At 62.9% G+C, this 15966-nt stretch carries 19 protein-coding genes, 1 tRNA gene and 1 pseudogene; 9 read left to right on the top strand and 12 right to left on the bottom strand.

The genetic code is table 11. The annotated features are described in order from the left end of the window. Positions 1 to 32: 32 nt before the first annotated feature. Both C0Z19_RS16945 and C0Z19_RS16950 read right to left on the bottom strand, forming a co-directional pair. The gene (locus C0Z19_RS16945; RefSeq protein ID WP_102611005.1) at positions 33 to 437 is read right to left on the bottom strand and encodes a heme-binding protein; all 405 of its coding nucleotides are present in this window, start codon (positions 435 to 437) and stop codon (positions 33 to 35) included. Positions 438 to 585: 148 nt separating this feature from the next. Further along, positions 586 to 1554 carry a phosphoribosyltransferase gene (locus C0Z19_RS16950; protein WP_102611119.1) on the bottom strand — a complete coding sequence of 323 codons (969 nt, stop codon included), beginning with the start codon at positions 1552 to 1554 and terminating at the stop codon, positions 586 to 588. Positions 1555 to 1889: 335 nt separating this feature from the next. Here C0Z19_RS16950 and flhD point away from each other — a divergent pair, with 335 nt between their 5' ends. Next, the gene (gene flhD / locus C0Z19_RS16955) at positions 1890 to 2237 is read left to right on the top strand and encodes a flagellar transcriptional regulator FlhD (RefSeq protein WP_438947152.1); all 348 of its coding nucleotides are present in this window, start codon (positions 1890 to 1892) and stop codon (positions 2235 to 2237) included. 12 nt (positions 2238 to 2249) lie between these two features. Next, the gene (gene flhC / locus C0Z19_RS16960) at positions 2250 to 2789 is read left to right on the top strand and encodes a flagellar transcriptional regulator FlhC (protein ID WP_102611006.1); all 540 of its coding nucleotides are present in this window, start codon (positions 2250 to 2252) and stop codon (positions 2787 to 2789) included. A 34-nt stretch (positions 2790 to 2823) separates the two neighbouring features. Here the strand turns inward: flhC and C0Z19_RS16965 are convergent, their stop codons facing one another. Beyond that, positions 2824 to 3048 (bottom strand): hypothetical protein, encoded by a 225-nt coding sequence (locus tag C0Z19_RS16965; RefSeq protein ID WP_146012087.1) that lies wholly within the window; start codon positions 3046 to 3048, stop codon positions 2824 to 2826. Positions 3049 to 3215: 167 nt separating this feature from the next. Between C0Z19_RS16965 and C0Z19_RS16970 the strand changes: the two genes are divergently transcribed. Next, positions 3216 to 4025: an alpha/beta fold hydrolase gene (locus C0Z19_RS16970; RefSeq protein WP_102611008.1), complete on the top strand. Its 810-nt coding sequence runs from the start codon at positions 3216 to 3218 to the stop codon at positions 4023 to 4025. After that, positions 4026 to 4406, top strand: a complete 381-nt coding sequence (locus C0Z19_RS16975) for a LysR substrate-binding domain-containing protein (RefSeq protein ID WP_102611009.1) — start codon at positions 4026 to 4028, stop codon at positions 4404 to 4406. Here the strand turns inward: C0Z19_RS16975 and C0Z19_RS16980 are convergent. Then, positions 4403 to 5293 (bottom strand): LysR family transcriptional regulator, encoded by an 891-nt coding sequence (locus C0Z19_RS16980; protein WP_102611010.1) that lies wholly within the window; start codon positions 5291 to 5293, stop codon positions 4403 to 4405. The two genes, C0Z19_RS16975 and C0Z19_RS16980, sit on opposite strands and share 4 nt — an antisense overlap. Positions 5294 to 5394: 101 nt before the next feature. Between C0Z19_RS16980 and C0Z19_RS16985 the strand changes: the two genes are divergently transcribed. Then, positions 5395 to 6375 carry an NAD-dependent epimerase/dehydratase family protein gene (locus tag C0Z19_RS16985; protein ID WP_102611011.1) on the top strand — a complete coding sequence of 327 codons (981 nt, stop codon included), beginning with the start codon at positions 5395 to 5397 and terminating at the stop codon, positions 6373 to 6375. A gap of 289 nt (positions 6376 to 6664) precedes the next feature. Then, positions 6665 to 9019 carry a two-partner secretion domain-containing protein gene (locus C0Z19_RS16990; RefSeq protein ID WP_102611012.1) on the top strand — a complete coding sequence of 785 codons (2355 nt, stop codon included), beginning with the start codon at positions 6665 to 6667 and terminating at the stop codon, positions 9017 to 9019. A 150-nt stretch (positions 9020 to 9169) separates the two neighbouring features. Here C0Z19_RS16990 and C0Z19_RS16995 read toward each other — a convergent pair whose 3' ends face one another. Next, a complete protein-coding gene (locus tag C0Z19_RS16995) occupies positions 9170 to 9661 on the bottom strand; it encodes a DUF1579 domain-containing protein (RefSeq protein ID WP_102611121.1) in 492 nt (163 codons plus the stop codon). A gap of 84 nt (positions 9662 to 9745) precedes the next feature. On the opposite strand from C0Z19_RS16995, the gene C0Z19_RS17000 reads away from it, so the two are divergent. Continuing rightward, positions 9746 to 10720: a helix-turn-helix transcriptional regulator gene (locus C0Z19_RS17000; protein WP_102611013.1), complete on the top strand. Its 975-nt coding sequence runs from the start codon at positions 9746 to 9748 to the stop codon at positions 10718 to 10720. Here C0Z19_RS17000 and C0Z19_RS28015 read toward each other — a convergent pair. Continuing rightward, complete coding sequence (locus C0Z19_RS28015; RefSeq protein WP_233196178.1) at positions 10710 to 10928, bottom strand: SLAC1 family transporter; 219 nt, start codon at positions 10926 to 10928, stop codon at positions 10710 to 10712. The two genes, C0Z19_RS17000 and C0Z19_RS28015, sit on opposite strands and share 11 nt — an antisense overlap. Between C0Z19_RS28015 and C0Z19_RS29080 the strand changes: the two are divergent. Together C0Z19_RS29080 and C0Z19_RS17015 are read left to right on the top strand one after the other, a co-directional pair. Beyond that, positions 10903 to 11106, top strand: a pseudogene (locus tag C0Z19_RS29080) (STM2901 family protein); the annotation flags it as partial. The gene C0Z19_RS28015 and the pseudogene C0Z19_RS29080 overlap by 26 nt on opposite strands. Next, positions 11103 to 11474 (top strand): DUF1493 family protein, encoded by a 372-nt coding sequence (locus C0Z19_RS17015; protein WP_102611015.1) that lies wholly within the window; start codon positions 11103 to 11105, stop codon positions 11472 to 11474. The pseudogene C0Z19_RS29080 and the gene C0Z19_RS17015, both read left to right, overlap by 4 nt. A 76-nt stretch (positions 11475 to 11550) precedes the next feature. Here the strand turns inward: C0Z19_RS17015 and C0Z19_RS17020 are convergent. The 6 genes from C0Z19_RS17020 to petA form a co-directional block, all read right to left on the bottom strand. Next, positions 11551 to 11626 (bottom strand) — tRNA-Thr (locus C0Z19_RS17020). Between the two features lie 19 nt (positions 11627 to 11645). After that, entirely contained in the window at positions 11646 to 12200 is a 555-nt protein-coding gene (locus tag C0Z19_RS17025) for a ClpXP protease specificity-enhancing factor (protein WP_102611016.1), read from the bottom strand. 72 nt (positions 12201 to 12272) lie between these two features. Beyond that, positions 12273 to 12884, bottom strand: a complete 612-nt coding sequence (locus C0Z19_RS17030; RefSeq protein WP_006052302.1) for a glutathione S-transferase N-terminal domain-containing protein — start codon at positions 12882 to 12884, stop codon at positions 12273 to 12275. Positions 12885 to 12979: 95 nt separating this feature from the next. Next, the gene (locus C0Z19_RS17035) at positions 12980 to 13744 is read right to left on the bottom strand and encodes a cytochrome c1 (RefSeq protein ID WP_102611017.1); all 765 of its coding nucleotides are present in this window, start codon (positions 13742 to 13744) and stop codon (positions 12980 to 12982) included. Between the two features lie 22 nt (positions 13745 to 13766). Beyond that, the gene (locus C0Z19_RS17040) at positions 13767 to 15149 is read right to left on the bottom strand and encodes a cytochrome b (RefSeq protein WP_102611018.1); all 1383 of its coding nucleotides are present in this window, start codon (positions 15147 to 15149) and stop codon (positions 13767 to 13769) included. After that, entirely contained in the window at positions 15150 to 15773 is a 624-nt protein-coding gene (petA, locus tag C0Z19_RS17045) for a ubiquinol-cytochrome c reductase iron-sulfur subunit (protein ID WP_102611122.1), read from the bottom strand. It lies immediately after the preceding gene. Positions 15774 to 15966: the final 193 nt, after the last annotated feature.

The raw sequence follows: 15966 nt of genomic DNA on the forward strand, positions 1-15966 counted from the left end.
TTGTGTCGTTTCGTTGAAATTCGACGCGGGGCTTACGCGGCGACGCTTTGAACACCAGCTCGGGCGACCTGGGCATCCTGTTCCGACTTGACGCCCGAGACGCCGACGGCGCCGACGACCTGACCGTCGACGAAGATCGGTACGCCGCCTTCGAGCGTGCCGGCCAGCGGTGCACTGAGGAAAGCCGTGCGCCCGCCGTTGATCATGTCCTCGTAAGCCTTCGACTCGCGCCTGCCAAGCGCCGACGTGCGCGCCTTCTCGATCGCGATGTACGCGCTCACGGGCGAAGCGCCATCGAGACGCGCCAGCGCAAGCGGATGACCGCCGTCGTCGACGAGCGCGATCGCGACCGCCCAGCCGTGCTTGCTTGCCTCGGCACGCGCGGCTTCGACGATGGTGTCGGCTTCGGCCTGACCCAGTACGGATTTCGTTTGCATCGTGAGTTCTCTCAAATCAAAGGTTCAGAGGCATCGATCGCATGGGAGCCGATCGAAGAAGCGTTCCTGCCGACCCAAGCATAGTTGCGAATCGGCGACCCAGGTAAGGCGAAATCCCATACGCGGCATCAGCGACGCGATCGCGTCGTTATTGCGCCGCCATCGCGCCCACGCCCCACCGATGCGAGGACACGAGGTGGCCCGCGCCATCGTCGGCGTTCCACCAGATTACGCGCATGAGCGGCGCGAAGCGGGCAATGTGAATGGCCTGGACCGGGTCGCTTTCGACGAAATGGGTGCATGACAGCGCCAACGCCGCCTGCGCTTTATGCGCCGCGACTTGATGGGGCGCGTCCCCATGGCGCGAAGGGTCGCGCATGACGAGGCGCGGCGCGTCGAAACCATGGCGCGCGAGCCAGGCCGCCGTCCGCGCGCGGTCCATCTCGGGACGCCCCGTCACGATGGCCTTGGCGCGTTCGAAATCGATGCCCGGCAGGCGCTCGAACGGCAACAGCGCGTCGCGCTCGGCCAAAGCGGCCGCCAGGTCGGCTTCATAGCGCGAAGAAGGCACGTCGGGCAGCAGGATGCCGTCAAGATCGATCGCGTAGGTGGCGAATTCGTGGTCTTCGGCGATCGCGCCGTCGGTGCCGGCGCTCGTCTGCCGCCATGCGTCGCGGTAGGCGTCGGTGTAAGCATGGCGCTCCCACGGGAACAGCACGAAGTACCCTCGTGCATCGATGCCGTAATCGGGCCGGATCCGGCTCAGATCGTCGAAGCCGGCCACGAGCGTCTTCAGTTCGAGCCCATGGCGCCGCAGGAAAGCGATGCAATCGTCGAGCGTATTGCCCGCTCCGGCGATGTCTTCGCAGACGAGCACTTTGCTGCCTGGGGGCGGAATCGGTATCGACGAATCCCAGGTCACGATGCGCGTACTGCGCTCGTACCGCAAAAAGGCGGCCGGCACGCCGATCCCATGCGACACCATTAAAGCAAGCGGCCCGCCGCCGCGCAGCACGCCGATCGCACACGCGAACCGCTCGCCCGCCAAGTCCGGTTGCAGCGAGGCGATCCATTGATCGATCTGATCGTAGGTCAGCGCGAGGACGGGCTTGTTCATCGAGGTGGCGATAGATGACACGCGGGCGAATGGGAGCACGTCATTATTGCCAATTGCCGCTGCCTCGTCCAATGGCGGCGCGTGGGCCGACATCGGGGCGCCGCGTCCTGCCTTCAAACGCCCGTTCGGCATCCTTTCAAATGGACAACGGCCGCACCGCTATGTCGCAGCCGGGACCGCGTGCCAGGGCACGTAGGAAAACGCTGACATATGGAGCAGACGGGACGACACCATCTTCCGACGACGCTGATTGGTGCCGGCAACGATCTGAACAATACTTTCATCAGACGCATGCACCACGCCGCGCGACTTGCGAGGCTCCTGAATCGAACGGCATGCACCCCAATTTGCTGCGGAGGCTGACGGTGGACAATCGCGAAGTGCTCGAGACGATTCGGGACATCAACCTCTCGTATCTGCTGCTTGCGAAACACATGCTCAACGAGGATTACGCAGAGGGCTTGTTCAAGCTCGGCATCTCGGCGCAATTGGCCGACATCCTGCACACGTTGACGCCTGCCCAAACGATCAGGCTCGCGCAAGCGGACGACCTCGTTTGCGATTTCCGGTTCGACGACGCCGCGATGCTGACGGCGCTGACCTCGACCGAAAAGGGGCTCGACGCCACCGCCACGCATGCGGCAATTCTGCTCGCCGCCCAGCCTGCCAGGCAATTCGCCTAAGAGGAGCCAGCCATGCCGAAGACGAGCCTGATCGAGGAAGCACACGAAGTTTCGCGCGCCGTCGCATTGATCGAACTTGGTGCCCGCATGCAGGTGCTGGAGTCGGAACTGTCGCTCTCGCGCGAACGCCTGATCCGCCTCTATCGCGAGGTCAAATCGGAATCGCCCCCGAAGGGCATGTTGCCCTCATCGGCCGACTGGTACATGACGTGGCAGGCCAATATCCACGCCTCGCTCTTCTATCACACGTACTCGTTCCTGAAAGAGCAAGCGCGTTGCTCGCATGTGGACTCGCTGACCAAAGGCTACCGACTCTATCGCGAGCACTGCACGAACGCCGGCCTGGAAGTGCATCTGGATCTCACGCGCGCATGGACGCTCGTGCGCTTCTTCAACGGCGGCATCCTCGAGATGCACCAATGCTGCCGCTGCAAAGGCCGGTTCGTTTCCTACAAGCACGACCTGCCCCGCGCTAAAGCGTGCGTCATGTGCCAGCCGCCCTCGCGCGCAGGCAAGAAAGCCAAAACGCCGAACGCCGCTGAATTGCACTGAAGCACTGAAGCACTAAAGCACTAAAGCGGTCACGCTAGCCCGCGGCAAGCAACGCTTGCAGGCCAGCCAACTGGTAGCGCCAAAACGCGGCGAACGCTTCGCCGATTTCGACGGCCGACTGATAGCTGCGCAAAATTGCGGCGATCATATCGGCCGTATTCACGAAGATCTGGACGAGCACCGCCTCCGGTGCGACCTGATCGGGCTGCGCATGATGCCGACGGACATACGCGCGCGCGAGCCGCGTCAGCTCATGCACCACTGCCGGCCGCACATGACCCAGCGAGGACCCCTGCCTGCGCCCGTTGCCCGGCGAATGCGCATGAGCCGTATTCGAGCGGCAGCGTTACTCCGGAGGTAATCGATCTGGCGCTTCGTTATCTCTACGATGACCTTCAACGCATCGATAAACGAAGGAGAAACGACATGCCATTCATCACCGCGAACGATGGGACGCAACTGTACTGGCGCGACTGGGGCTCGGGCGCCCCGATGCTGTTCGTCAGCGCGCTCGGCTGCGGGGGATCGATGTGGGATTACCAATTCACCGAATTCGGCGCTCGCGGCATGCGCTGCCTGAGCCTCGACAGGCGCGGCCACGGCCGCTCGGATCAGAGCGCGCAAGGGTACGATTTCGACACGTTCGCCGACGATCTCGCGACCTTCATCGACACGCTGGATTTGAAGGACGTGACGCTCGTCTCGCATTCGATGGGCAGCGGCGAGATCGTGCGTTACCTGAGCCGGCATGGCAGCAAGCGCATCGCGCGCGTCATCTTGCTCGCCCCGACCACGCCGATGTTGTTGCAAACGGAAGACAACCCCGGCGGCATTGCGCGCGAGCAATTCGAGGCGCTATGGGCGCTTTGGCGTCGCGATTATCCGAGTTGGGTGGCCAGTGCGCTGCCACCGTTCTTCGTCCCCGAGACGTCGCCTGCGATGATGCGTTGGGGCGCGACGATCCTGCAAGCGCCCGTCTACGTCGCGCTCGCCTGCAGTCGCGAGCTTGTCGAAGCCGATTTTCGGGCCGAGATGCGCGATATCGATGTACCGACGTTGATCGTCCACGGCGACCGCGATCGCTCGGTGTCGCTCGAAGTGGGCGGCCTCGCTTCCGCGGAACTGATTGCCGATTGCACGTTGAGGGTGTATCCGGGCGCACCGCATGGGCTGTTATACACGCACATGGAGCAATTGCACGCGGACATGTGGGCGTTCCTGAAGGATAGCTGGTGATTGCCGGGCGATGTACCCGACGGCAGTGAACCCGGGGAAGGCGTCAAATATCGATCGAGCGGCAAGCTCCAGGAGTGGCTCATCGACGGCGAATCGCCGCTTCAGGCCGGGGGCGCGGCGGCTCCGCTCGTGTTCAACAATGCGGAGGCCGTCCTGTCGGCCGCTATTCAGGGGTTGGGCATTGCCTATGTGCCGGACTTCGTCGCACGCGACGCACTGACAGAAGGCCGGCTGCGCACCGCATTGGATTCGTCGCAAACGTCGGAGGGCGTCTTCCGTGCGCTGTGGCCGACCAATCGGCACATGCTGCCGAGGCCCCGCGTATTCGTCGACTTCCTCGCCGAAAGGCTCGGTGGGAATCAGAGCGCTCGTGCGGCCTAAGCACCGTCGATATAAGCCCGCAACCCGCGCACCAGCGCATCGAACGTGGCCGTGCAGCGCGGGCTCATGCGCAAATCTTCATGCATGACCACCCAGGTCTGCAGCTTCAGGGCGACGGCATCGGGCAGCAGGCGCACAAGCGCATCGCGCCGTGCAATGCCCACCTGGCAGAACCCGATGCCGCAGCCCGCGCGAACCAACGCAAGCTGCGCCAGATCGCTGTCGGTGCGTACGGCGAACGCCTCGGGCCGCCAGACCGGGAACGCCTTGCCGGCTTCGCGCAGAAAGGGCGTCATTCGATCGAAGCCGATGAGCGCATGCCGCGCGAGGTCGGACACCGTGGTCGGTGCGCCTCGCTCGTCCACATACGCTGCACGCGCGTACAGACCCAGTTCGACGTCGCCGACTTTGCGGGCGATGAGCGCGTCCTGCGTCGGTGCCGCCATGCGCACGGCAATATCGACTTCGCGTTGCAGGACATCCTGTATGCGATTGGTCGGCACCAGTTCGACGACGAGTTCGGGATGGACCCGCCGCAACGCGGCGATGACGGGCGGCAGGACTTCGACGCCGATGACATCGCTCGCCGAGATGCGCACCACACCTTTCACACCCGCACCGTGACTGGCTGCGGCCCGCTCGAGCGCCGCCACGGTGCTGTTCAGCGCCTCGGCATAACCGCGCAACGCAAGCGCAGCCTCGGTGGGCAAGAGCCCCGATTGCGAACGCGTAAACAGCGTCTGGCCGAATGCGCTTTCGAGGGCCGCGACATGACGTCCCACCGTCGGCTGCGTTATCCCAAGCGCGCGGGCCGCGCCCGATAGCGAACCCTCCGTCAGCACGGCGAGAAACGTTCGGTACAGTTCCCAACTCAGATCGGCATCCATACATAAATGTATAGCCGACCGGCGATGTTCGCCAATTCCTTTCTATCTCCTGGCGTCGGAGAATGCCCTTCATCGAGACTGAACCTACCAGGAGAGCAGCGATGAACGACAGGCAAGCGACACACACCCCACGGGCGCTGGTGCTCGGCGCGACGGGCGGCATCGGCGGCGAACTGGCGCGTCAGTTGCGCGACGGCGGCTGGACGGTTGTTGCACTGACGCGCGGACTCGAAGCCGCGTGCATCGAGCGCGACGGCATGGTCTGGGTGCGCGGCGACGCCATGGACCGGGAAGCCGTCGTGAACGCGGCGCGCGGGTGCAACGTGATCGTCCACGCCGTCAACCCGCCCGGCTATCTGCGCTGGTCCGAACTCGTGTTGCCGATGATCGACAACACGATCGCCGCGGCGGCGGCGGCCGGCGCAACGGTTGTCTTGCCGGGCACGATCTACAACTACGGCGAGCAGGCGTTTCCGTTGTTGCGGGAGGATTCGCCGCAGCAGCCGTCGACGCGCAAAGGGAAGATCCGCGTGGAGCTGGAACGCCGGCTGCAGGACGCGACCCAGCAGGGCGTGCGCACGATTGTCGTGCGTGCCGGCGACTTCTTCGGCCCGCGGATTGGCAACAGCTGGTTCTCGCAGGGCCTCGTCAAGGCGGGCCGGCTTGCCTCGGTCGTGCGTCTGCCGGGCCGGCGCGGCGTGGGGCACCTCTGGTCGTACGTGCCCGACGTCGCACGCACGATGATGGCGCTGATCGAACGTCGCGCCACGCTCGCGCCATTCGCGACGTTTCACATGGCCGGCCACTGGGACGAAGATGGGACGCAGATGGCGGAGGCGATCCGCAGGGTCATGGCGCGCCAGGGCGTGCGCGCGAGCTTGAAGCGCTTCCCCTGGTGGCTCGTGCGACTGACGTCGCCGTTCGTGCCGATGCTGCGCGAACTCATGGAAATGCGTTACCTGTGGCAGGTTCGCGTGCAAATGAGCAACGCGCAGCTTCAGACGGTGCTCGGCGAAGAACCGCATACACCGCTCGATTCGGCGGTTGAGGCGACGTTGGTCGGGATTGGCTGCCTGCGGTGAGGCTTCGGTCCACCCCGAGCCACCCACTAAGTGAAGAAAGCGCGACGTGGAATGCTGCCGGATCGCGCCCTGGCTCAAAAGCACGAATCATCGTCCGAATCGGACGGCTCTAAAACAGCGATTTGATTCAATAATTCCACGCTACGCGATTCTCCGCCTTACTCACTCGGCTCTAAAAACATACAGGCGATAAAAGCTGAAAGAGCGCTCAAACTGCGTTAATCGCTGCGACAGCGAAGCGAGAAAGGAATCGATTCGGGGTTCAAGCCATTTAACATGAGGAGGCAGCATGCAACGCAGAACACGCGCACGCTCGACGCCAGTCGCGCAAACGGCGATATCGCAGGCGTGCGCAGTCGTCACCCTGTGGCTCGCAACGCTGCACGCTGCGAATGCCGGAACGCTTCCGCAAGGCGGACAGTTCGTGGCCGGCACCGGCTCGATCTCGACCAACGGATCCGCACTCACCGTCACACAAAGCACGGCGCGCGGCGTTATCGATTGGAATAGCTTTTCGATCGGTAGCGGTAATCAGGTGACGTTCGATAATGGCACGGGCGCCACGCTGAACCGCGTCACAGGCGCAAATGCCTCTTCAATACTGGGTTCGCTTTCGGCCACGGGTAGCCTTTATGTCATCAACCCGCAAGGCGTGGTCATCGGCTCGAGCGGCGTCGTCAGCACGGGCGGCCGCTTCGTCGCCTCGACGCTCGACGTCGACAATACGGCGTTCATGAATGGCGGCGCGTTGACGCTGACAGGTACATCGAACAACAACGTCGTCAATCTCGGCAAAATCGGCTCGACGCAAGGCGACGTCTTTCTCATCGCGGCCGGGGAAGTCCGGAATGCGGGCAGCATCAGCGCCCCGCAAGGCACGGCAGAACTTGCGGCGGGCCGTCAGATTCTGCTGCAGGACTCATCCACGGGCAGACAGGTCTTCGTGCAGACCGGCAGCAAGGGAACCGTGCTCGATAGCGGCACGATTGCCGCCGCGCAAGTGAGCCTGCAAGCGGCGGACGGCAACGTCTATGCCCTTTCGGGGAATCACGACGCGATTCGCGCGACCGGCACGGCCACGCGCGGCGGTCACGTCTGGCTCGTCGCGGATACGGGCACCGTCGAACTGCCGCAAGCCATCACGGCGACGAACGCCGACGGATCGGGCGGCACGGTCGATACCGTGGCCGGCACATTGACGTTTTGCAATTGCACGCCGACGGTAACAGCCGGTAGCTGGAACATCACCATGCCGAGCTACAAGATCGCCGACACCGCCGCCGCCGCGTTCTCGCGCAGCCTCAGCGCCGGCACTTCAATCAACGTGCAGACCACGGGAGCGGGAGGCGCCGAGGGCGACATCAACGTCGCCGCGAACCTCGCCTGGAGCGGCAATGCATCGCTTGCGCTCAATGCGCTGCGCGCCGTCACGATCGGAAGCGGCAAGACGATCGCCAACACAGGCGGAGGCAATCTGACGCTACGTGCCGACGCGACAGGTATCGATAACGGTGGCGGCGTGCTCAGTGTCGGCACGATCGATTGGTCCAAGAGCACCGGTATCGTCGGCTTGTATTCGGACATGAACGGCACCTTCGTACCGGGAACACTGCTCGGCAATGCAGCTTGGATCATGCCGGGCCGCGAAACGGGCATCGTCTCGCAGATCACGGCCTATCGGCTCGTCAACACGGTCAACGATTTGCAGAATGTCTCGCAGAACCTGGCCGGTAACTATGCGCTCGGGCGCGACATCGAAGTCAACGGCAGCATGAATACGCTGGGCGGCGCGACCGGCACAGCGTTGACGGGGCAGTTCGATGGGCTTGGCCATGTGATCGACGGCGCGTCCACGAGCACGGCCGGCGTCTTCTTTCGAATCGGCAGCAGCGGTGTCGTGCGCAACCTCGGTGTCACGAACGGCAGCATTTCCTTCGGCCATTGCTATGCCGACGCTTGCACGACCGGCTTGCTCACTCAGGAAAACGACGGCCTGATCGCGCGCGCCTACTCCACCGGATATCTGTCATTCAACGATTTCGGCCCCGGCTCGACCTACTCCGTCGGCGGCCTCGTGGGACTGAACAACGGCACGATCGCCCAATCATGGAGCGGCGCCGGCGTCAGCGGGATGCCCGACTTTTCGGGGGGGCCGGGCTCCGGCGATCTGGGCGGCCTCGTCGCCGACAATAGCGGGCTCATCACGCAGTCGTATGCGACAGGGGGCGTGAGCGGCGGCGGCTGGGCGTTCGTCGGCGGGCTCGCCGGGCGCAGCAGCGGGACGATCACGCAATCGTTCTCGACCGGCTCGGTTTCGGGCGGCGGCGGTTCTTACTGGTTTGGCCCGGGAGGCGGAGCGGGCGGGCTGATCGGCGCAGGCAGCGGCGGCGGCAGCGACGACTACTGGAACGCGCAAACGTCGGGCATGCAGACTGATGGCGGCGGCGCCCCCGCGCAAAACGGATTGACCACCGCGCAAATGGGCAACCCGGCCAGCTTCGTCGGATGGGACTTCAGCGCAAACGGTGCATGGGCGATGCCGGCCGGCGCCACGTTCCCGGAATTGCGATGGCAGGTCGCGCCTTCGGCCGGAGCGGGGTCAGGATCGGCGTCCGGATCGGTGTCATCGGCTCGGTCGCTTTAGTCGCGATTCGTTCCTCGCTCGGGGGCACGCCAGGCGATGCGAAGAAGTTCGCATGCACCCATCCCATCTTGCTGCCGAAGCACGTGTGACGCTCGCTCAGCGCCTGGTAGAGCGGCGAGCGTCGCAGCGGCCGTGCGGTATCGAGACCACTCACGCCCGTTGAAACTTCATCACCCAGTTGGTTTCCCAGGTCGCCCCACCGTCATCTGAAAACGCCTGCTGCCACGTTGCACTATCGGGAGCGATGTCGGACCAGACGAAGCGGATCTTGATGGGCCGGCCTTCGAAAATATCGGTGCCGAGGAATGTCCCTATTCCGTCCTGGAAGCGCCCCACCACGGCGGGATCGACTTGATGCGGATGGCGACTGTCGATCCATCGGATGGCCCACTGCCCCGTCGTCAGATCGAAACTGCGCAACGACGCGGCGCGGTAGGCGCCCGACGGCAACTCAATCACGTTGTCGTCGATATTGACCTGGCTACCGACAAGCGACCACAGCTTCATCGTGCCGCCGAATGCCTCCCACTCGGTGCATCCGGCGAGGCGCTGCTTCAGTCGTTGATGCGCCACGGTCCAATCGCCGATCAGGAAATCGAAGTCGTGCAGACCGGATTGGTCGTTCATCGATTGGTCGTTCATCGGTCTCTCGTTCGTCGTTTTCTCGTGCCGCCAGTCTGGGTCATAATATATGCCATCGAGTGTCATGTTTAGATGAGAGCCCGTATGCGCGCGAGTCGTTTGCTTTCGATCCAGATGCTCTTGCAAACGCGCGGCCGCATGAGTGCGCGCGAGCTTGCCAAGGAACTCGAGGTGTCGGTGCGAACGCTGCATCGCGACATCGATCAACTCGCTGCGGCGGGCGTGCCGGTCGTGGCAGACCGCGGGCGCGAGGGCGGCTTCAAGTTGCTCGATGGTTGGAAGACGACCCTCACGGGCCTCACCGCGGCCGAATCGCAGGCCGTGTTTCTCAGTGGGCTGGCGATTCCTGCGGCGCAGCTCGGGCTCAAAGACGAGGTCGAATCGGCGCGGCTCAAACTGCTGGCAGCGCTGCCGGCTGGCGCACGCGACGACGCGCAGCGCGTCAGTTCGCGGCTGCACCTCGACCCGGTCGACTGGTACCGCGATGCCGAGCCGGTGCCGCAACTGGCGACGATTGCCGAGGCGGTATGGCGCGAGCAGCAGCTCGCGATCTGTTATGAGAGCTGGAAGACTACGGCGGCGCGCATCGTCGAACCCCTCGGTCTGGTGCTGAAAGCCGGCATCTGGTACCTCGTGGGCGTGGTGAAAAACGAACCCCGCACGTTCCGCATCTCCAATATCATGGCCGCTGAAATGCTGCCGGAGACCGTCCGTCGTCCGCAGAAATTCGATCTCGCCACGTACTGGCGTGCGTCGATCGAGCGCTTCGAGCGCGAGTTGTATCGATCGGAAGCGACGTTGCTGGCGACGCCGGCCGGACTCAAGAGCCTGAGCTATGTCAGCAGCGCGGTAGCGCGCGCCGTGGCGGCATCATCGCGAGCACCAGGCGAAGACGGGCGAAGCAAGGTGCGCATTCCGATTGAATCGATCGAGCATGCGACCGGGCAGTTGTTGCGGCTCGCGCCCGAAGTCGAAGTGATAGCGCCTGAGCCATTGCGCATTTCGATCATCGAACGCATCGGCGCAATAGCGAAGCTGTACGGCCTGACTAGCTACTGAGCGCACGAAGTTCGCCGGCCAACACGCCTTTCAGCGTGCGCACGAAGAGCCCGACGATGGCGATGCTGGCGATGCCGAGCAGCAACACGCCGACGCTGTTGGTGAAGGGTCCGGGGTTCGCGCCGGCGTAGCGCAACGCGCAAATGGCCGACGCGGCGAGCGGAAAGCTGACGGCCCACCACTTGCGAGTGCCCTTACCGATGATCACGAAAGTGAGACTCGGCGGAGTTCGAGTCGCTTTTACGCGCAACCTGGGCGCGTTCGTTGGCAGGGCGATTCCGGTCATCGGAGAGGTGTTTTTGGCGCGCGACGCGTTCATGATCATGCGCAATACAGTCACGACTTATAACCGCCTCGCGAACCCGGACGATCGAGTGCCCCTATGAAAGATGCGACGTGGGAAAGGCTGGAGGCGTTCGCCCGAGAAGAGCTTGGTCGCCCCTTGTTCGGCGGTCGACTCAACCTGCAGCCATCGTCGCGCCTCGAGGAGGACCTGGGCCTGACAGGACTCGACGCCGTCGGATTTATCGAAAAGTGGGCGGCAACTTTCAACGTGCGGGCGCAAGATTTCCCGTACAGGCGCTACTTTGCCCCGGAAGGGCAGCAGTTGCTCTCGTCGTTCCTAGGCCTATTTTCCAAACGGGTTCGCCAGCCGGCGCTGGTACCGTTGACGCTGGGAATGTTGGCGGCGGCGATGCGCCGTGGGCAGTGGGATACCGCGGAAATTGAGGCAACCGCGAATCGGAACGATTGACGCAGAACGATTCGGCGTGCACCGGTTCGCCCCAAAAACCAAACGGGCTACGCATTCGCGTAGCCCGTTCGTTATTTGGTGCCGGCTGCAGGACTCGAACCCGCCACCTGATGATTACAAATCAACTGCTCTACCAGATGAGCTAAGCCGGCGTGAGTCCGCGATTCTACTTCATTTCACGACTTTGAGGTGGCCTTTCCCGCCGCCGCCTTTACCGCCATCGTCATCGGGACGCGAGGGCTGGGAAGGCTGGGAAGGCCGGGCAGCGCGGGAAGGACGCGAAGGCCGCCCCGCATCGCTCTTCGCCGCAGGCGCCCCATCTCCCGCCTCAGACGAAACCTCGGATTCCGCAACCGGCAGATCCTCCACTTCGCTGCTGGCCACCGGCCCGCCGCTTTGCGCAGCGCCGGTCGCAGGCTCGACAGGAAACGCCATCCCCTGCCCGTTCTCGCGCGCATAGATCGCCAGCACGTTCGCCACCTGCACTTCGATCTTGTGCACCTTGCCCGAGAAGCGAGCACTGAACTCGATCCACTCGTTGCCCATTTGCAGCTGACTCGTCGCCTCGAAGCTGATGTTCAGCACGATCTCGTCGTTGTGCACGAACTGACGCGGAACGCGCGTCTGGTTATCCACCCGCACGGCGATGTGCGGCGTATAGCCATTGTCCGTACACCACTCGTACAACGCACGCAGCAAATAAGGCTTAGTCGAAATCTCTTGCATCAACTGTCCTCATACAGAATCCGGCGCGTCGCCCGCCACCCGCGAAGGCCCGGGCGCGCACCCGAAACCGATTTACCGGCGCATCACCTTTTCCGAGGGCGTCAGCGCCTCGATGTAAGCCGGACGGCTGAAGATACGCTCAGCGTACTTCATCAGCGGCGCCGCATTCTTCGACAACTCGATGCCGTAATGGTCAAGACGCCACAACAGCGGCGCGATCGCCACGTCGAGCATCGAGAACTCTTCGCCGAGCATGTACTTGTTCTTCAGGAAGATCGGCGCCAGTTGCGTCAACCGATCGCGAATCGCAAGACGCGCCTTCTCATGATTCTTCTCAGCCGCTTTGCCCTTCTCGTTCTCGAGCGTGCCGACGTGAACGAACAACTCCTTCTCGAAGTTCAGCAGGAACAGGCGCGCGCGCGCACGCTGCACCGGATCGGCCGGCATCAGCTGCGGATGCGGAAAGCGCTCGTCGATGTACTCGTTGATGATGTTCGATTCGTACAGGATCAAATCGCGCTCGACGAGAATCGGCACCTGCCCGTACGGATTCATCACGGCGATGTCTTCCGGCTTGTTGAACAAGTCGACGTCGCGGATCTCGAAGTCCATGCCCTTTTCGAACAACACCAGCCGGCAACGCTGGGAAAACGGGCAAGTTGTGCCGGAATACAAAACCATCATGTCTAAAGTTTCCTCAAAAAGCTGAAGGGCCGACGCGTAAAAGAGCCCACTCCGAGCTCCCCCCTGCGCCGGCCCCACACCGTGTCACGGCGTGTTTATTTGACGTCTTTCCAGTACGCCGCGTTGAGCCGCCAGGCGAAAAACGACAGTACGCCCAGGAAGATCAGCACCCACACGCCAAGCTGTCGGCGCGTCTGCTGGCTCGGCTCGGACATCCAAGTCAAGTACGCGACCAGGTCGGCCACGGCAGAATCATAATCTACCCGGGACATCGTCCCAGGTTTTACCACTTGGAAGCCCGTGAACTGATGCGTCGTCTCTCCCGTTTCCGCATCCTTCACCTCCTCGAACTTCGCCGTACGCACACCCTGCAATTGCCACAGCACGTTAGGCATGCCGACGTTGTTGAACACCATGTTGTTCCAGCCCGTCGGCCGCGTATCGTCGCGATAGAAGCTGCGCAAATACGTATAAAGCCAGTCGCTGCCCCGCGCACGCGCCTCCACGGACAAATCGGGCGGCGCAACGCCGAACCAGGCCTTCGCGTCGTCGGGACGCATCGCCACCGACATCGTGCTGCCGACTTTATCGCTCGTAAAGAGCAGGTTCTGCTCGATCTCCTTCTGGGAAATCCCGATCTGCTCCAGCGCGCTGTACCGCATCAGGTTCGCACTGTGGCAGTTCAGGCAATAGTTTACAAACAATTGCGCCCCGTGCTGCAACGACGCGATGTTGTGCATGTTGTCAGGCGCACGATCCAGCGGAAAACCTTCCTCCGCATGCGCCGATCCCAGCGCCGCCGCCAACGTCAAAAGGCTCGCCCCGCCGATACGCGCGAGCTTGCTCAGCCAGTTCTTCATATCGTAGTGTCCTCGCTCGCGATTAATGGGGCTTGAAGCGAACCCGCTCCGGCGGCTGCTTGAACGTGCCAAGCCGGGTCCAGAACGGCATGCCCAGGAAGAACGCGAAATAGATCAGCGCGCAGATCTGGGCGATCAACGTCGCCGCCGGCGAAGGCGGCTTCGTCCCCAAAAACGCCAGCGTCAGGAACGCCAGCACGAAGATCCCATAGAAGACCTTGTGGAAGAACGGCCGATAACGAATCGACTTGACCGGGCTGCGATCGAGCCACGGCAGGAAGAACAGCGAAATCACGGCCGAGCCCATCACGACCACACCCCAGAACTTCGCCTCGGTCACCGCCATGAACACGATCAGGAGCGCGGCCAGCACCGGCAAGCCAATGCGCCATTTGCCGCGCGCCCGCGCGAGGGCAAGCAGCCCGAGCAGGCCGACGATGATCATCAGCACGATCTTGAACGGGTCGGTCGTCGCGCGCAGCATCGCGTAGAAGGCCGTGAAGTACCAGACCGGCGCGATTTCGGGCGGCGTTTGCAGCGGGTTGGCGGGGATGAAGTTGTTCGCTTCGAGGAAGTATCCGCCCATCTCCGGCGCGAAGAAGATGATCGCCGCAAAGACGATCAGGAACACGCAAACGCCGAAGAAGTCATGCACCGAATAGAAGGGATGGAACGGGATGCCGTCGAGCGGCTTGCCGGCCGGATCTTTCTTCGCCTTGATCTCGATGCCGTCAGGATTGTTCGACCCCACTTCGTGCAACGCAACGATATGGACGAACACCAGCCCGAGCAGCACAAGCGGAATGGCGATGACGTGAAACGCGAAGAAGCGGTTCAGCGTGATGTCGGAGACAACGTAGTCGCCACGAATCCAGAGCGAGAGGTCGGGACCGACGAACGGAATCGCCGAGAACAGGTTGACGATCACCTGTGCGCCCCAGTAGGACATCTGTCCCCACGGCAGCAGGTAGCCGAAGAACGCTTCGGCCATGAGACACAGGAAGATCGCGCAGCCGAAGATCCATACGAGTTCGCGCGGCTTGCGGTACGACCCGTACATGAGGCCGCGGAACATGTGCAGATAAACGACGACGAAGAACATCGAGGCGCCCGTCGAATGCATGTAGCGGATCAGCCAGCCCCACGGCACCTCGCGCATGATGTACTCGACCGACGCGAACGCAAGCTGCGAATCGGGCTTGTAGTTCATCGTCAGGAAGATACCCGTGACGATCTGGTTCACGAGCACGAGCAGCGCGAGCGAGCCGAAGAAGTACCAGAAGTTGAAGTTCTTCGGCGCGTAGTACTCGGATAAATGCGCCTTCCACGTCGAGGTCATCGGGAAGCGCCGGTCGATCCAGCCGACCAGCCCGGTCGATTCCACCTGGTTTTCCGTTGTGGCCATTTACGCTTCTCCGTGTTCGTCTTTACCGATCACGACTGTCTTGCCGCCGTTCGTGAACATGTAGGGGGGAACGTCGAGGTTCTGCGGCGCAGGCTTGTTCTTGAAGACGCGGCCGTCCAGATCGTAGGTGGAGCCGTGACACGGGCACAGGAAGCCGCCGGGCCAGTTGTCGGGCAGGTTCGGCTGCGGGCCCGGCGTAAAGCGCGCTGTCGGCGAGCAGCCCAGATGCGTGCAGACGGCGACGACGATGAGGATGTTCTTGTGATCGGCCCGCGACCGGTACTCGTTGTTGCAGTACTCGGGCAGCGGCATCGTGAATGGGTTCTTCGACTGCGGATCGGCAACTTCGGGGTCGGCCTTTTTGACCTCGGCGAGCATGTCGTCCGTTCGGTTCAGAATCCACACGGGTTTGCCGCGCCACGAGACGGTCATCATCTCGCCCGGCTTCAGACCGCTGATATCCACTTCAACGGGCGCGCCGCCCGCTTTTGCTTTTGCCGATGGCTCTAAGGAGTCCACGAAAGGCACTACGGCGGCTACGCCTCCAAAGCCGCCCATTACGGACGTCGCAATCAGCCAGGTACGGCGGCTGCTGTCGACGCGTTGCTCTTCTTTATCTCGCATCACACGCCCCACTTCCGAGTTGGATTTTCCGTCACCGCTTTTGTTGCCGCCGCTAGTTTGCGCGAATGGAGTCGGCATTTACAAGAGCCGTCAGTCAAAAACCGTGCGAAGCGCTGATTCTTAAGGGTTTCCCCGCAGCCCGCGGACAGCCTTTCGCCCTCATTCCTCGTTAAGTGTTTCCTCCGTATTTCGT

Source organism: Trinickia soli (assembly GCF_002879855.1).
Lineage (GTDB): Bacteria > Pseudomonadota > Gammaproteobacteria > Burkholderiales > Burkholderiaceae > Trinickia > Trinickia soli.

Bases quoted from the DNA above. Each gene is read 5' to 3' on its own strand.
- C0Z19_RS16945 (WP_102611005.1), bottom strand. From the start codon at position 437: ATGCAAACGAAATCCGTACTGGGTCAGGCCGAAGCCGACACCATCGTC.
- C0Z19_RS16950 (WP_102611119.1), bottom strand. From the start codon at position 1,554: ATGAACAAGCCCGTCCTCGCGCTGACCTACGATCAGATCGATCAATGG.
- flhD (WP_438947152.1), top strand. From the start codon at position 1,890: ATGCACCCCAATTTGCTGCGGAGGCTGACGGTGGACAATCGCGAAGTG.
- flhC (WP_102611006.1), top strand. From the start codon at position 2,250: ATGCCGAAGACGAGCCTGATCGAGGAAGCACACGAAGTTTCGCGCGCC.
- C0Z19_RS16970 (WP_102611008.1), top strand. From the start codon at position 3,216: ATGCCATTCATCACCGCGAACGATGGGACGCAACTGTACTGGCGCGAC.
- C0Z19_RS16980 (WP_102611010.1), bottom strand. From the start codon at position 5,293: ATGGATGCCGATCTGAGTTGGGAACTGTACCGAACGTTTCTCGCCGTG.
- C0Z19_RS16985 (WP_102611011.1), top strand. From the start codon at position 5,395: ATGAACGACAGGCAAGCGACACACACCCCACGGGCGCTGGTGCTCGGC.
- C0Z19_RS16990 (WP_102611012.1), top strand. From the start codon at position 6,665: ATGCAACGCAGAACACGCGCACGCTCGACGCCAGTCGCGCAAACGGCG.
- C0Z19_RS16995 (WP_102611121.1), bottom strand. From the start codon at position 9,661: ATGAACGACCAATCGATGAACGACCAATCCGGTCTGCACGACTTCGAT.
- C0Z19_RS17000 (WP_102611013.1), top strand. From the start codon at position 9,746: ATGCGCGCGAGTCGTTTGCTTTCGATCCAGATGCTCTTGCAAACGCGC.
- C0Z19_RS17015 (WP_102611015.1), top strand. From the start codon at position 11,103: ATGAAAGATGCGACGTGGGAAAGGCTGGAGGCGTTCGCCCGAGAAGAG.
- C0Z19_RS17025 (WP_102611016.1), bottom strand. From the start codon at position 12,200: ATGCAAGAGATTTCGACTAAGCCTTATTTGCTGCGTGCGTTGTACGAG.
- C0Z19_RS17030 (WP_006052302.1), bottom strand. From the start codon at position 12,884: ATGATGGTTTTGTATTCCGGCACAACTTGCCCGTTTTCCCAGCGTTGC.
- C0Z19_RS17035 (WP_102611017.1), bottom strand. From the start codon at position 13,744: ATGAAGAACTGGCTGAGCAAGCTCGCGCGTATCGGCGGGGCGAGCCTT.
- C0Z19_RS17040 (WP_102611018.1), bottom strand. From the start codon at position 15,149: ATGGCCACAACGGAAAACCAGGTGGAATCGACCGGGCTGGTCGGCTGG.
- petA (WP_102611122.1), bottom strand. From the start codon at position 15,773: ATGCGAGATAAAGAAGAGCAACGCGTCGACAGCAGCCGCCGTACCTGG.